This window comes from Alistipes sp. CAG:268 (assembly GCA_000434235.1).
Taxonomy (GTDB): Bacteria; Bacteroidota; Bacteroidia; order Bacteroidales; family Rikenellaceae; genus Alistipes; species Alistipes avistercoris.
In genome coordinates, this window is sequence record FR891985.1 from 43786 (window position 1) to 59163 (window position 15378).

Genomic DNA, 15378 nt, shown 5'->3' on the forward strand with positions numbered 1-15378 from the left:
CGCCGGGCACCCATCCGTCGGCCACGGCGCGCTCCCAGCTGCGGGTCCCTTCGCGCTGCCCGACGATCACGCGGAAGCCGTTGTCGCGCAGGTTGAGCGACTGCCCCGGGCCCTGCACGCCGTAGCCGATCACGGCGATGGTCTCGTCCCGGAGCGTTTCGAGCGCCCGTTCGAGCGGGAATTCTTCGCGTGTGACGACGTGCTCCTCGACGCCGCCGAAATTGATCTTTGCCATAGTCTTGTGTTTTTTTATGTTATGAGATATGCGTCTGTTTCGTGCGGTGTGCGTGCCCGACCTTTTCGAGGTATTCGGTCAGCAGCTCCTGGCGGGACTTGCTGATGGCGACCGTTCCGCTGCGGACGAACTGCTGCACGCCGTAGGGTTTGAGCAGGTCGAAGAGCGCCTGCGTCTCGGCCTTGTGGCCCGTCTTCTCGACGACGATGTACTCCGCATCGATCTCCAGAATGCGGACATTGTGCTCGCGCACGAGGCGTTCGACGTTGCGGCTCCGCGCCACCTTGTAGAGGGCGATCTCCTGCCGGACCACCTCGTCGGGGGTGTAGACAAAGCACTTCAGCACATCGATCTTCTTTTCGATCTGCCGTGCGAGCAGTTCGATGCGCTCGGGGCCGGTCCGCAGGACGATCGTGTACTTGTGGATTCCCGGCAAGGCCGATTCCGAGGCCGTGATGCTCTCGATATTGACGTTGCGGCAGGTGAAGACCGTGGTGATCTGGTTGAGCAGCCCCACCTTGTTCTCCGAAAATACGGTGATGATGTACTCCTGTAGCATGGTTTCGTGTTGTTTTATTCGAGCCGGACGGCCGAAACGGGGGCGCCGGCCGGCACCATCGGAAAGACGTTCTCTTCGGGTTCAACCCGTACCTCGAGCAGAAAGGCGCCTGCCGAGCGGCGCATTGCTGTGACGGCCTCCGACAGCTCCCCGCGCCGCTCGATGCAGCGGTAGGCGATGCCGTTGGCGCGGGCGATGAGCCCGAAGTCGGGGTTTGCGAGTGTGGTGAAGGAGTAGCGGCGGTCGTGGAAAAGCTCCTGCCACTGCCGCACCATGCCCAGCCGCGTGTTGTTGAGCAGGACGATCTTTATGTCGATCCGCGACTGGAAGATTGTGCCCAGCTCCTGGAGGGTCATCTGCAGTCCGCCGTCGCCGACGAACAGGCAAACCTCGCGCTCCGGGGCCCCCAGCTTGGCCCCGATGGCCGCCGGGAGTCCGAAGCCCATCGTGCCGAGTCCGCCCGAGGTGACCATCGAGCGGCTGCGGCGGAAACGGAAGTAGCGGGCCGCCACCATCTGCTGCTGCCCGACGTCGGTCACCAGCACCGCGTCGTGGTCGTAGGCGCGGCTGACGGCAACGGCTACCTCGCCCATGCGGATGCGTCCCGCCGTGGGCTGCGTGGCCGGCCGGACCACCCGCTCCCGCTCGATGCGGTCGCAGTCGCGGAAGCCGGCCAGCCACCGGCTCCGGTCGGCCTGCCGGATGCGTTCGGTGATGCGGGGCAGCGTCTGCCGGATGTCGCCCACCACCGCTACGTCGGCATGGATGATCTTGTCGATCTCCGCCGGGTCGATCTCCAGGTGGATCACGCGGGCGTTGCGGCCGAAGTATTCAGGGTTGCCCGTCACACGGTCGTCGAAGCGCATCCCGGCGGCGATCAGCAGGTCGCACTCCTCATTGCGGATGTTCGGACCGTAGTTGCCGTGCATGCCCAGCATGCCGACGTAGCGGGGATCGTCGCTCGGCAGTGCCGACAGCCCGAGCAGCGTCGCGGCCGTCGGGATGCCGCTCTTCTCGACGAATGCCTTCAGCTCTTTTTCGGCTCCGCCCAGCAGCACGCCCTGTCCGACGAGCAGCATCGGGCGCTGCGATTCATCGATCAGCCGTGCAGCCTCGGCGATGCGCTCCCCGTCGGGCTCTGGGGCCGGGATGTAGCTGCGGATCGACTCCACGCGGCGGTAGCGGAACGGAGCCGTGGCGCACTGCGCATCCTTCGTGATGTCCACGACCACCGGACCGGGGCGGCCCGTACGGGCGATGTAGAAGGCCCTGGCGATGGCTTCGGGAATCTCCTCGGCCCGCTTGACCTGGCAGTTCCATTTGGTCACCGCCTGCGTGATGCCCACGAAGTTGGTCTCCTGGAAGGCGTCGGTCCCGAGCTGTGCCGAACCGACCTGACCGGTGACGAGCACCAGCGGCGTGGAGTCCATCAGCGCGTCGGCCAGCCCGGTAACGGTGTTCGTGGCTCCCGGCCCGGAGGTCACCAGGCAGACCCCTACGCGACCGCTTGTGCGGGCATAACCCTGAGCGGCGTGTACGGCCCCCTGCTCGTGGCGCACGAGGATGTGGCGCAGTCGGTCGCGGTAGTCGTAGAGCGCGTCATAGACCGGGATGATCGCGCCGCCGGGGTAGCCGAACAGTGTATCGACCCCTTCGCGGAGGAACGATTCGAGCAGGGCCTGCGCTCCCGTGAGATGCGGTGCGTCGTCGCACCGGGCCGATTCGTTTTCGGTATGTCGTGTCGTATTCATAGTCTGGGTATGGGTTCGTTCAACGGGTTTCGTCGTCGAGCAGCCGTACGGCGCCCCGGTCGGCCGAGCTGACCAGCCGGGCGTAGGCCCGCAGCGAGGCGGGTACCGCGCGGTCGCGGGCCGCCGGGACGAAGGTGCGTTGTGCCGTCGTGCGGGCTGCCAGTTCGTCGTCGCCGATGGCCAGGCGGATCGTGCGGGCCGGAATGTCGATCTCGATGGGGTCGCCCGTGCGGATCACGGCAATTTCGCCGCCGGCGGCCCCCCCGGGCGAGACGTGGACCATCGAGGAAGCCCACGCGGGTGGCCGATCGAGAGACCCGAGGTGCCGCCCGAGAAGCGGCCGTCGGTGAGCAGGGCGCAGGCCTTGTCCAGGTGGCGCGACTTGAGGTAGGAGGTCGGGTAGAGCATCTCCTGCATGCCGGGTCCTCCCTTCGGCCCCTCGTAGCGGATCACCACTACGTCGCCGGCCTGCACCTCGCCGCCGAGGATGCCCTCGACGGCCTGCTCCTGCGATTCGTAGACGCGTGCCGGGCCGCGGAAGCGGAACAGCGAAGGATCGACACCGGCCGTCTTGACGACGCATCCGCCGCGGGCGATGTTGCCCGTCAGTACGGCCAGTCCGCCGTCGCGGAAGTAGGCGTGTGCCGCGTCGCGGATGCAGCCGGCCGTGCGGTCGGTGTCCGCGGAGTCGTAGGTCGAGTGCTGCATCCCCAGCTCGCGGCCGTGCAGACCGGCCGGGGCGCTCAGGGCGCGGCGCCGAGCCTCCTCGGTCGCCCGTGCCGAAAGGATGTCCTCGGCGGCGATCGCCTCGGCCAGCGTGCGTCCCTCGACCCGCCGCACTGAGGTGTCGAGCAGTCCGGCCCGGTCGAGTTCGCCGAGCAGGGCGAAGATGCCGCCGGCGCGATTGACATCCTGGATGTGGTAATGCGAGTTCGGTGCGACCTTGCACAGCACCGGGACGCGGCGCGAGAGTCGGTCGATGTCGTGCATCGTGAAATCGACCCCCGCTTCGTGGGCTGCAGCCAGCAGGTGCAGGACGGTGTTCGTCGAACCTCCCATGGCGATGTCGAGCGACATGGCGTTCTCGAAGGCCGCCTTGGTGGCGATCGAGCGCGGCAACACCGTCTCGTCGCCTTCGTCGTAGTAGCGTGCGGCGTTGCGGACGATGAGCTCGGCCGCCGTCTCGAAGAGCCTCCGGCGGTTGGCGTGCGTGGCCAGCAGGGTTCCGTTGCCCGGCAGGGCGAGCCCCAGGGCCTCGGTCAGGCAGTTCATCGAATTGGCGGTGAACATTCCCGAGCAGGAGCCGCATCCGGGACAGGCGCTGCGCTCGATGCGGGCCACCTCCCCGTCCGGTCGCGAGGCGTCGGCGGCCGTCACCATGGCGTCGATCAGGTCGATCTCCCGGTCGCCGAGGCGCCCGGCCTCCATCGGGCCTCCCGAGACGAAGACCGTGGGGATGTTGAGCCGCATTGCAGCCATCAGCATGCCGGGGGTCACCTTGTCGCAGTTGCCGATCAGGACCAGTGCGTCGATGCAGTGGGCATTGGCCATGTATTCGATGCTGTCGGCGATGATTTCGCGCGAAGGCAGCGAGTAGAGCATGCCCCCGTGGCCCATGGCGATGCCGTCGTCCACGGCGATGGTATCGAATTCGGCGGCGAAGCAGCCGAGGGCCTCGATGCGGCGTTTGACATACTGGCCGATCTCGTGCAGGTGGACGTGCCCCGGCACGAACTGCGTGAAGGAGTTGGCGATGCCGATGATTGGCCGTCCGAATTGTGTTTCGCGCATGCCGTTGGCGCGCCAGAGGCTTCTGGCTCCGGCCATGCGGCGGCCCGTCGTGGTGACGGAACTTCTGAGTGGGTGTTTCATCCTGGTCGTTCGGTTGCATTCCCGGCGGTGTTCCCCGAAATCGAAAAAGCCTCTCTCCGTGGTGGAGAAAGGCTTCTTGCATGTATGGATACGTCCCTCCTCCCGTTATCGTGGTCCGATGACGAGCAGGCTAATGACGATGATCTGCGAATGTTTCGGTGTATACACGTCCGTAGGGAATTGGTGTTGGAACAAAAGTAAGAAATTTTAATTTTACAGCCAAATAAATTATGAATTTTTTTAATTAGGCTGTCTGTTTGTAAGCGAGATGCTTCTTTCCGAGGCGAATCAGTAATCCGTTCCTGTCGATCGGGTTGCGATTTGCAATCGATTTTCCGGCCCTGCAGGTCCGGTTACGGTCCTCGCCGTTCCGTTCCCCGCCGGTTCGGTCCCCGCGCCGTTATCGCGGACTTTGACGGCCTCCGGGTCGGATCTTTTGCTTCAGACCCTTGCCCGGATGCGGTCACCCACCTCGGAGGTCGTGCAGCTTCGCTCGCCGGGGCGCGCAAGATCCTCGGTGACGAAGCCGTCGCGGATCGTATGATCGACGGCCTGCCGTATGGTCTCCGCCTCCTCCTTCAGCCCGAAGTGTTCGAGCAGCAGCGCACCCGAGAGGATGGCGGCCATCGGGTTGGCGATGTTGCGCCCGGCAGCCTGCGGGTAGGAGCCGTGGATCGGTTCGAAGAGTGCGGGCCCGTCGCCCAGACTGGCCGAGGCGAGCATGCCCAGCGAACCGCCCAGCACGCTCGCTTCGTCGGTCAGGATGTCGCCGAACATGTTCTCGGTCACGATGACGTCGAAGTGGGACGGCTGGCGGATAAGCTGCATCGCGGCGTTGTCCACGAAGAGGTATTCGACCTCCGTTTCGGGATATTGCGCGGCGAGCCGTCGGGCCGTCTCGCGCCACAGCCGCGAGGTCTCCAGCACGTTGGCCTTGTCCACGACCGTCAGCCGTCGGCGGCGTGCGCCGGCCATCCGGAAGGCCGTGTGCAGCACCCGTTCGATCTCCGCGACGGTGTAGGTGCAGGTGTCGAAGGCGCGCGTGCCTGCCTGGTCACGCCCCTGCGGGCGGCCGAAGTAGATGCCTCCCGTGAGCTCGCGCACGCAGATGAAATCGGTCCCCCGGACGATCTCGGGCTTGAGCGGCGAGCGGTCGATGAGCGACTCGGTCACGGCGACGGGCCGCAGGTTGGCGTAGAGCCCCAGTGAGCGGCGCATGCGCAGCAGACCCTGCTCGGGGCGTACCGGGGCGGTCGGGTCGTTGTCGTATTTCGGGTCGCCGATGGCGCCGAACAGCACGGCGTCGGATTCGAGGCAGATGCGGTGCGTCTCTTCGGGATAGGGGTCGCCCGTGAGGTCGATCGCCGCGGCGCCCACCGGGGCTTCGCGGTATTCGAAACGGTGGCCGAATCGTTCGGCCGTGCGGTCGAGGGTTCGGCGGGCTTCGGCCGTGATCTCGGGACCGATGCCGTCGCCGGCAAGCAGAGCAATGCGCAGTTTCATGGTCTTCAGTGTGTTTTTCAGCGGTTTTCGCGGGCGCGTTCGAACTCCCGGATGCATTCCGAGAGGCTCACGAGGTAGTCTACGTCGTCGTAACCGTTCTTAAGACAGCGTTTGCGGAAGGCGTCGATCGCGAAGTGCTCGGAGCGGCGCGTCGCATGGTTTGTAATCCGCTGTTCGTCGAGCTCCACGGTGAAGAGCGTTCCGGGGTCGCGGCGGATTTCGGCGAAGGCCTCGGCCAGGAAGGCGTCGCTGACGCAGACCGGCAACAAGCCGTTGTTGAGGGCGTTGTTGCGGAAGATGTCGGCGAAGAAGCTCGACACGACGACCCGGAAGCCGTAATCGGCCAGGGCCCAGGCGGCATGCTCGCGCGAACTGCCGCATCCGAAGTTGCGCCCGGCCATGAGAATCCGGCCGTCGTAGCGGGGGTCGTTCAGCGGGAACGAGGCGATCGGGCGACCCTCGGCGTCGAACCGGTGGTCGCGGAAAAGGTTTTCGCCGAATCCCTTGCGCTCGGTGTTCTTCAGGAAGCGGGCCGGGATGATCTGATCGGTGTCGGTATTTTCGGCCTCAAGGGGCACGGCCCGCGAGGTGAGGGTGCTGAAAGGGGGTATGGCCATGGTGTCGTGTGTTTTAGCATTCGGTGTCGGTCAGCCGAGCGCCGAAAAGTTCGCGCGGGTCGGTGATGCGTCCCGTTACGGCCGCGGCTGCGGCTGCGCCCGGTCGCGGCCGCGGGTGCGGCTACGGCCACGCCGGCGAGCAGCGTGCGGGCCCCGGGGCCCTGCCGGCCCTCGAAGTTGCGGTTCGAGGTCGAGACGCAGTATTTTCCGGCCGGGACCTTGTCGGCGTTCATCGCCAGGCAGGCCGAGCATCCCGGCTGGCGGAGCTCGAACCCCGCGGCGGCGAGTATGCGGTCGAGTCCCTCGGCACGGGCGGCCGCCTCGACGGCCTTCGATCCGGGAACGATCCACGCGGTCAGCCCTTCGGCGCGGCGGTATCCCTCGACCAGGCGGGCGAAGCGCCGCAGGTCGGAGAGCCTTCCGTTCGTGCAGCTGCCGACGAAGACGTAATCGACCGGTTGTCCCAGCATCCGCTGGCCGGGGCGGAAACCCATGTAGGCCAGGGCGCGGGCATCGGTTCCGGACGGGATCACCCCGTCGATGGGAATACCCGTTCCGGGGTCGGTGCCGCAGGTGATCATCGGGGCGATCCGTGCGGCGTCGAAGCGGTATTCGCGGTCGAAACGTGCGTCAGGGTCGCTGCGGAGCTGCAGCCAGCGTGCGGCGGTGCGTTCGAACGTCTCGCCCTGCGGGACGCGGGGGCGTCCGCGCAGGTAGTCGATCGTCCGCTTGTCGGGGGCGATCATGCCGCCGCGGGCGCCGCATTCGATGCTCATGTTGCACACGGTCATGCGCCCCTCCATCGGCAGCGAGCGGATCGCCTCGCCGGCAAATTCGATGAAATGGCCCGTGCCGCCCGAGACGCCGATCTGCGCGATGACGTGCAGGATGAGGTCCTTGGCCTCCACACCGCCGGGCAGCGTACCTTTGACGGTGATGCGCATGGCCCGGGGCTTGGGCTGGAGGATGCACTGACTGGCGAAGACCATCTCGACCTCCGACGTGCCGACGCCGAAGGCCACGGCTCCCAGCGCGCCGTGGGTCGAGGTGTGGCTGTCTCCGCAGACGATCGTCATGCCCGGCTGCGTAAGGCCCGACTCGGGGCCGATGATGTGGACGATCCCCTGGCGCGGGTCGCCGATGCCGAAGTGTTCGATGCCGTGCCGTGCGCAGTTCTCCGCCAGAGTGGCGACCTGCCGGCGCGACTCGGCGTCCTCGATCGGGAGCTCCTGTCCGAGCGTCGGGATGTTGTGGTCGGCCGTAGCCGTGATCCGTTCCGGGCGTGCGATGTGCAGGCCGCGGCGTTCGATTCCCGCAAAGGCGACGGGCGAGGTCACCTCGTGGATGTACTGGCGGTCGATGTAGAGCACGCAGCGGCCGCCCTCCTCTTCGCGGACGGCGTGTGCGTCCCAGATCTTGTCGAGCAATGTCCGTCCCATGGTCTACTCCTCCTCTTCTCGTTTTTCGGTGACGTCGAGCGAGCGCAGGGCGTCGAGAAAGGCCTCGACCGAGGCGCGCGTCGTGTCGGTATGTGCGGCGAATCCGTGGGCCGTGCGCTCGCCGCATGCCACCTGTACGTGGACCCGCCCCACGTCGTTCGAACCCCGCGTGATCGCCTGCATGAGGAACTCCGTGAGTACGACCCGTTCGACGATGAGCTGCTTGATGGCCGAGACGGCGGCATCCACGGGGCCATTGCCCGTGGCGGTGGCCATGCGTTCGCGGTCACCGAACTTGAGCACCACGGTCGCCGTCGGGACGAGTGTCCCGGTGGTCACCTGCAGGAACTTGAGCGACAGACCCTGCTTCTTCAGCCGGTCGATGTCCCCCGTAAGGTAGATCAGGTCGTAGTCGTGGATCTCCTTCTTGCGGTCGGCCAGTTCGAGGAATTTGGCGTAGGTGGCGTCGGTCTCCTCGGGGGTGAGGTCGTAGCCGAGCAGCTCGAGACGGTGGACCAGGGCGGCCCGGCCGCTGCGGGCCGTGAGTGCGATGACCGACTCGTTGAGCCCGATCTCCTGCGGGTCAATGATCTCGTAGGTCTGGCGCTCCTTGAGCACGCCGTCCTGATGGATGCCCGACGAATGGGCGAAGGCGTTGCGTCCGACGATGGCCTTGTTCGGCTGCACGGGCATGTTCATCAGACTCGATACGAGGTGCGATGCCTTGGTGATGAGTTGCGTGCGGATCGACGTGTCGATGTCGATGTCGCGGTGGCAGCGCAGCGCCATGACCACCTCCTCGAGCGAGGTGTTTCCGGCGCGCTCTCCGATGCCGTTGATCGTCACCTCGGCCTGCCGGGCCCCGTTGAGTATGCCGCTCAGCGTGTTGGCCGTCGCCATGCCCAGGTCGTTGTGGCAGTGGGTCGAAATAATCGCCCGGTCGATGTTGGGGACGTGTTCGGTCAGATAGCGGATTCGGGCTCCGTACTCCTCGGGCAGGCAGTAGCCCGTCGTGTCGGGTATATTGACCACGGTGGCACCGGCAGCAATGGCCGCCTCGACGACCCGGGCGAGGTATTCGACGTCGGCACGTCCGGCATCCTCGGCGTAGAACTCGACGTCATCGACGAAACGGCGGGCATAACGCACCGCCTCGACGGCCCGTTCGATGATTTGCTCGGGTGTCGAGCGCAGTTTGTCGTAGATGTGTTGGGGCGAGACGCCGATGCCTGTGTGGATCCGTTTGCGCCGGGCGCAGCGCAGTGCCTCGGCCGCAGCATCGATGTCCCCCTTGACGGCGCGAGTCAGGGCGCAGATCGTCGGTTCGGTGACCGCTTTAGAGATGGCTACTACGGAATTGAAATCTCCCGGACTCGAAACGGGGAATCCGGCCTCGATGACATCCACGCCGAGGCTTTCGAGCAGGCGGGCCACCTCGATCTTTTCCGTGGTGTTCAACTGGCAGCCGGGGACCTGCTCTCCGTCGCGGAGGGTCGTGTCGAAAATATACAGTTTCTGGCTCATACGTTTGTCGGACGGTTGTTTGAGGTCTGTGTGTCGGAGGCAAATATATTAAGAAATTTTCAAAATAAAACCGCTTCCGACGGCTTTTTTGCAGGGGTCCCTGCGATTGCTTTCGATTTGTAATTCCATGTGGCTGAAAAGCTCCTTTCATGTCGTTCGAAAGGTGGTTTTTCGGACGTTTTTGTTATGTGCGATTACGGATCGGAAGCAAGAGGGCTTCCGAGAGCGTGTGTAAATACGCCGAGACCGGCCATCCGTTTGGATGACCGGTCTCGTTAAATGCTTGTTCACCTGTCTGTTAAAGCTCTTCGAGACGGGCAACTGGCGAGACGTCGAGCGAGGCGAACTCGCCGTTGAGGTAGCGGTAGTGCCCCGCCATGGCGATCATTGCGGCGTTGTCGGTTGTGAACTTGAATTCGGGCAGGAAGGTCCGCCAGCCGCGACGTGCCCCGGTCTCGGTGATGCCGTTGCGCAGCCCCGAGTTGGCCGAGACACCTCCGGCGATGGCGATGTCGCGGATGCCGGTCTCTTTCGAGGCGCGGATGAGTTTGTCGAGCAGGATCTCGACGATGGTCGTCTGCAGCGAGGCGCAGAGGTCGGCCTTGTGGCGCTCGATGAACTCCGGGTCCTTGGCCACGGCGTCGCGCAGCGTGTAGAGGAACGAGGTCTTGAGGCCCGAGAACGAGTAGTCGTAACCCTCCACGTGGGGGCGTGCGAAGCGGAAGGCCTTCGGGTTCCCCTCCCTGGCCAGGCGGTCGATCACCGGTCCGCCCGGGTAGGGGAGCCCCATCACCTTGGCGCACTTGTCGAACGCCTCGCCCGCGGCATCGTCGATCGTCGTGCCGATGATGCGCATCTCGAGCGGCGAATCGACGCGTACGATCTGCGTGTGTCCGCCGCTCACGAGCAGGCACAGGAACGGGAAATCCGGGTGGGGAAGCGTACGGTCGGGCAGGTCGATGAAGTGCGAGAGGATGTGCCCCTGCAGGTGGTTCACCTCGACCATCGGGATGTTGCGCGCGATGGATAGCCCCTTGGTGAAGGAGACCCCCACGAGCAGCGATCCGAGCAGTCCAGGCCCGCGCGTGAAGGCGATGGCGTCGAGCTCGTCGGCCGTGATGCCTGCTTCGCGCAACGCCGTGTCCACCACGGGGATGATGTTCTGCTGGTGCGCCCGCGATGCCAGTTCGGGGATGACGCCGCCGTACTTCATGTGCACGGCCTGCGAGGCGATGACGTTCGACAGCAGCACGTTGTTGCGCAGTACGGCGGCCGACGTGTCGTCGCATGAGGATTCGATGCCGAGAATTGTAATATCCATCCGGTTTTTCGTGTTTTTAACTATTTTAGTTAAATTTGCAGGTTATTACCCCTGTTTCGATGCGCAAAGTTATAAAAATATCGGGAACGGTGTTATCGGCCTTCGTTTTGTTGCTGATAATTCTTCCCGTCGTGCTCGCGCTGCTGCTCGACATTCCGGCCGTGCAGAACTTCGTGGTGCACAAGACTGCGGCGCTGGTCTCCGAGCGCCTCGGGACCACCGTGCGCATCGACCGTGTCGATATCGGGCTCTTCTCGAAGCTCCGCGTTGAGGGTTTCTATGTCGAGGACTACGGGCGCGACACGCTCCTTTATGCCAGTCGGGTCGAGGCCTACGTCTCGGACTTCGGGCTCTTCGGCGGGGGGCTGGAGTTCAGCCGCGGGCGGATTGTCGGCGGCAAGCTCTTCCTGCGGCAGATGGACGACGGGGAGATGAACATCAAGCAGATCGTCAGCCGGCTGTCGGATCCCGACCGGAAGCGCAAGGGTGACTTCCGCCTCTCGTTCCGCAAGGCCGAGATCGAGAACATGGAGCTGTGCCTCGACCGCCGCGAGAGGCGCGGACGCGAATACGGCATCGACTTCACGCACATGCATCTGGACAGCCTGAACGCCCGGGTCGATGACTTCACCATCGACGGGCAGGCCATCTATACCTCCATTGCCTCCCTTTCGGCTCGCGAGCGGAGCGGTTTTCGCCTGAAGCAGTTCTCCGGGCGCTTCTACCTGACGCAGGGCTGTCTGGGTTTCGAGGACGCCTCGATCCTGACCGACCGCTCGGAGATCCGCATCCCTTACATCTCGCTGGCCGGCTCGTCGTGGGCCGACTACCGCGATTTCATCGGGGAGGTGCGCCTCGACGCCGCCGTGCGCCACACGACGGTCTCGACCGACGACATCGCCTACTTTGCACCCCGCCTGCGCGACTGGCACCTCTCCTTCTCGGAGATCGATGTCGAGGCGGCGGGTGTCGTCTCGGACTTCACCACCCGGATCCGCAGCATGCGCATCGGCGATAGCACGACCCTCTCGGCCACGGCCACGCTGCGCGGGCTGCCCGATATCCGCCGCACGCATTTCGACCTTGCGGTCCCCGACCTGTGCACGTCGGCCGCGGCAGCCGACGATCTGGCCCGCCGCATTGCCCGCAAGCCCCTGCCCGGGAAGGTGCGCGGTGTGCTGGAGCATGCCGGCGGGGTGGGAGTGGACCTTCGGTTCCGGGGACTGCTCTCGTCGTTCGACATGCAGCTGGGCGCCACGACCGACGTGGGCGACATCACCTGCCGCGTGGGGCTCGAACCCCGGCGTGCGGGCCGCAGCCGCCTGCAGGGAGAGGTCGCGACGCAGAACCTGCGCCTGGGCGACCTGCTCGGGCGCCGCGACCTGCTGGGCGATGCGACCTTCCGGGCGCGTATCGACGGGGAGGTCGGTCGCGGTTTTGCCGACGCACGGGTCGAGGGCGATGTCGTGCGGCTGAACTTCAACGGCTATGCCTACGACTCGATCCGCCTCGACGGACGCCTGCGCAACCGCGAGTTCGACGGCCGTATCGCGGCCCGCGACCCCAACCTGAACTTCGACTTTTTCGGACTGGTCGATCTGAACGACTCGGTGCCGCGTTACGACTTCACGCTCCACCTCCACCGTGCCGACCTGGCCCGCCTGCGCATCAACCGCCGCGATTCGGTCTCGGAGCTTTCGGCGCGCATCGTCGCCAAGGCCGGCGGCCGCTCGCTCGACGACCTGAACGGCCGCATCCAGGTGGCCGACGCCCTCTACCGCTACAACGACCGGGAGATCTCGGCGACGAACGTCACGGTCACGGGCGAGAACTCGGCCGACAGCAAACTCATCGAACTGCGTTCGGACTTCGCCGACGCCACCTTCCGCTCGAAAACCAGCTACCGCACCGTCTTCGAATACCTGCGCCGGGCCGCCCTGCGCAGCATGCCCCGGCTGCACGATGCCGGGCCGGCCGCGGAGCTGCCGCGCGGACGCTCGGCCGTGGCCAACGACTTCTCGCTGCTCTCGATCGATGTCCGCAACATCAATCCCATCGCCGACGCCGTTGCCGCCGGGCTGCAGATCGCCGACGGCTCGTCGCTGCGGCTGCTGTTCAACCCGGCGAGCGACCAGCTGTCGCTGAAGGTTTCGTCGGAGTATGTCGAGCGGCGCCGCATGCTGGCCACGCGGCTGAGCGTGAACGCCTCGAGCCGCAACGACTCGCTCGTGCTCTACGCCTCGGCCGAGGACCTCTATGCCGGGGTGCTCCACCTGCCGCACCTCTCGGTGACGGGCGGAGCGAAACAGGGCCGCATCCAGCTCTCCGCCGGCTTCGTCGATACGACGGACAAGGCGTCGGGGCTGATCGGCGTCCGGGTCGGCCCGGCAGAGCCCGACAGCCTCCACGGCCCTGCCGTCGCTCTGCGTGTTCTGCCGTCGCACATCACGCGCGGCAGCAAAACCTGGCAGATCTACTCGCGCGGCATCCGCATCGATACGGCGCGTGTAGCCATCGACCGCTTCTTCGTGATGAACGACCAGCAGGAGCTGCTGCTCGACGGTGTCGCCTCGCGCAGCCGCGACGACTCGCTGACCCTCTCGCTGCGGAACTTCGACCTGGCCCCCTTCACACAGATCGCCGAGCGCATGGGCTACTACATCGAGGGGCGCATGAACGGTTCGGCGACCATGAAATCGGTGCTCCGCGGGGCCGAGGTCACGGCCGACATCCTCTTCGACAGCGTCGGGGCCAACGACATCCCGGCCCCGCCGATGCGGCTCGTCTCGCGCTGGGACTTCGCCCGGAGCAGGGCCGGCGTCACGGTCACCGACCGGGTGAAGCGCGATACGCTCGTGCGCGGATTCTTCGCTCCCAACTCGGGCCGTTACTACGCCGCCCTGCGTCTCGGGCAGCTCGACATGGGATTGCTCGACCCGCTGCTCTCGGGCGTGATCTCCTCGACCGAAGGCTCGGCCGCAGCCGAGCTGGTGCTGCAGGGGCAGGGCCGGCAGGCCGACCTCTCGGGTCGTATCCGCGTGGACAGCCTGCGCACGAAGGTCGATTACACGCAGGTCGTCTACACGATGCCGTCGGCCGAACTCCGTGTCGAGGGCAACCGCTTCCGTGCTTCGGACGTGGCGGTCTACGACCCGCTGGGCAACCGCGGCCGCTTCGATCTGGACCTTGACCTGCGCCACCTGTCGAACATCACCTACGACCTCTCCGTAGCCCCGCAGCAGATGCTCGTGCTCAATACCACGTCCCGCGACAACGACTACTTCTACGGCCGTGTCTTTGCTTCGGGCAATGCCCGCATCTCGGGCCGCAAGGGGGTGGTGAACATGGACATCACGGCCGCGACGGACGACAATTCGGACTTCTTCATGCCGCTGTCGAGCAAGTCGAACATCGCTACGGCCGACTTCGTGGTCTTCGAACAGCCCGAGGCGGCCGATACGCTCGACGTCGTCGCCCGGCGCAAGCAGCTCTTCGAACGCCGCCGCCGCAAGACCCATTCGGCCGCCAGCCGCATGAACATCGGCCTGGCGCTCGGGGTCCGGCCCAACACCGAGGTCGAGCTCACGCTGGCCGGCAACACGCTGAAGGCCCGCGGCGAGGGGGCGCTCAACCTGCAGGTCAATCCCAGTTCGAACATCTTCGAGATCTACGGCGACTATACGCTGGCCGACGGCAGCTTCCTGCTCTCGCTCCAGAACATCTTCAGCAAGCGCTTCACCATCGAGAGCGGCTCCTCGATCCAGTGGACCGGAGCCCCGATGGACGCCCGGCTCGACATCGACGCCGTCTACAAGGTGAAGGCCTCGCTGCAGCCGCTGCTGCAGGGAACGACCGACAATCCGGGCGGTGACCGCTCGGTGCCCGTCGAGTGTGTGATCCACCTCGGCGAGCGGCTCTCGGACCCGGCCATCTCGTTCGATGTCCGCGTGCCCGGCACCGACCCCGAGACGCAGACGCTCATCGCCAATACGCTCTCGACCCCCGAGACGATCGATACGCAGTTCGCCTACCTGCTGCTCTTCAACAGCTTCATGTCCGAGAACTCGTCGATGGCCAACTCGAATCTCGGCAGTTCGGTCTCGGCCAATACGGGCCTGGAGTTCGTTTCGAACCTGGTGAGCAGCTGGCTCTCGTTCTCGGGCTACAACATCGTGCTGGGCTACCGGCCCAAATCCGAGACGGCGAGCGACGAGTTCGACTTCGGTCTCTCGAAGAGCCTGTTCAACGACCGGCTGTTCGTCGAGGTCGAGGGCAACTACCTGATGGACAACAAGCAGGCGGTGAACAGCTCGATGTCCAACTTCATGGGCGAGGCCTACATCACCTACCTGATCGACCGGGCCGGGACGCTCAAGCTCAAGGCCTTCACGCAGACGATCGACCGCTTCGACGAGAACCAGGGCCTTCAGGAGACAGGCATCGGCATCTACTTCAAGGAGGATTTCGACAACCTGCGCGACCTGCGGCGCCGCATCCGCGAGCGTTTCACGAACCGTTCGCGGCGGGAGCGGCGGGAGGCACGGCGAGCGGCCCGGG

8 protein-coding genes and 2 pseudogenes are annotated in these 15378 nt (G+C 65.5%); 1 reads left to right on the forward strand and 9 read right to left on the reverse strand.

Going from position 1 to position 15378, the window contains the following annotated elements; all coding sequences use genetic code 11:
• The 9 genes and pseudogenes from QZL63_RS03530 to tsaD all read right to left on the reverse strand — a co-directional run.
• A pseudogene (locus QZL63_RS03530) lies at positions 1 to 235 on the reverse strand (ketol-acid reductoisomerase); the annotation flags it as partial.
• Between the two features lie 19 nt (positions 236 to 254).
• A complete protein-coding gene (ilvN, locus tag QZL63_RS03535; RefSeq protein WP_022307951.1) occupies positions 255 to 794 on the reverse strand; it encodes an acetolactate synthase small subunit in 540 nt (179 codons plus the stop codon).
• A 14-nt stretch (positions 795 to 808) separates the two neighbouring features.
• Positions 809 to 2545 (reverse strand): biosynthetic-type acetolactate synthase large subunit, encoded by a 1737-nt coding sequence (gene ilvB, locus QZL63_RS03540; RefSeq protein WP_022307952.1) that lies wholly within the window; start codon positions 2543 to 2545, stop codon positions 809 to 811.
• 19 nt (positions 2546 to 2564) lie between these two features.
• Positions 2565 to 4417, reverse strand: a pseudogene (gene ilvD / locus QZL63_RS03545) (dihydroxy-acid dehydratase).
• A 441-nt stretch (positions 4418 to 4858) separates the two neighbouring features.
• Entirely contained in the window at positions 4859 to 5920 is a 1062-nt protein-coding gene (gene leuB, locus QZL63_RS03550) for a 3-isopropylmalate dehydrogenase (RefSeq protein ID WP_022307955.1), read from the reverse strand.
• A 17-nt stretch (positions 5921 to 5937) separates the two neighbouring features.
• Positions 5938 to 6537, reverse strand: a complete 600-nt coding sequence (leuD, locus tag QZL63_RS03555) for a 3-isopropylmalate dehydratase small subunit (protein WP_290585883.1) — start codon at positions 6535 to 6537, stop codon at positions 5938 to 5940.
• Positions 6441 to 7976: a 3-isopropylmalate dehydratase large subunit gene (leuC, locus tag QZL63_RS03560; protein ID WP_022307957.1), complete on the reverse strand. Its 1536-nt coding sequence runs from the start codon at positions 7974 to 7976 to the stop codon at positions 6441 to 6443. The genes leuD and leuC overlap by 97 nt, the downstream gene beginning before the upstream one ends.
• Positions 7977 to 7979: 3 nt before the next feature.
• Positions 7980 to 9500, reverse strand: a complete 1521-nt coding sequence (locus tag QZL63_RS03565; protein ID WP_022307958.1) for a 2-isopropylmalate synthase — start codon at positions 9498 to 9500, stop codon at positions 7980 to 7982.
• Between the two features lie 298 nt (positions 9501 to 9798).
• Positions 9799 to 10821 (reverse strand): tRNA (adenosine(37)-N6)-threonylcarbamoyltransferase complex transferase subunit TsaD, encoded by a 1023-nt coding sequence (gene tsaD, locus QZL63_RS03570; protein WP_022307959.1) that lies wholly within the window; start codon positions 10819 to 10821, stop codon positions 9799 to 9801.
• Positions 10822 to 10880: 59 nt separating this feature from the next.
• Between tsaD and QZL63_RS03575 the strand changes: the two genes are divergently transcribed.
• Positions 10881 to 15378 (forward strand): translocation/assembly module TamB domain-containing protein (locus QZL63_RS03575; RefSeq protein WP_441293889.1); only part of this gene is annotated, 4498 nt, incomplete at its 3' end.

What these genes read in the sequence shown, in the direction of transcription:
- ilvN (WP_022307951.1), bottom strand. Translation starts at nt 794, where the DNA reads ATGCTACAGGAGTACATCATCACCGTATTTTCGGAGAACAAGGTGGGG.
- ilvB (WP_022307952.1), bottom strand. Translation starts at nt 2,545, where the DNA reads ATGAATACGACACGACATACCGAAAACGAATCGGCCCGGTGCGACGAC.
- leuB (WP_022307955.1), bottom strand. Translation starts at nt 5,920, where the DNA reads ATGAAACTGCGCATTGCTCTGCTTGCCGGCGACGGCATCGGTCCCGAG.
- leuD (WP_290585883.1), bottom strand. Translation starts at nt 6,537, where the DNA reads ATGGCCATACCCCCTTTCAGCACCCTCACCTCGCGGGCCGTGCCCCTT.
- leuC (WP_022307957.1), bottom strand. Translation starts at nt 7,976, where the DNA reads ATGGGACGGACATTGCTCGACAAGATCTGGGACGCACACGCCGTCCGC.
- QZL63_RS03565 (WP_022307958.1), bottom strand. Translation starts at nt 9,500, where the DNA reads ATGAGCCAGAAACTGTATATTTTCGACACGACCCTCCGCGACGGAGAG.
- tsaD (WP_022307959.1), bottom strand. Translation starts at nt 10,821, where the DNA reads ATGGATATTACAATTCTCGGCATCGAATCCTCATGCGACGACACGTCG.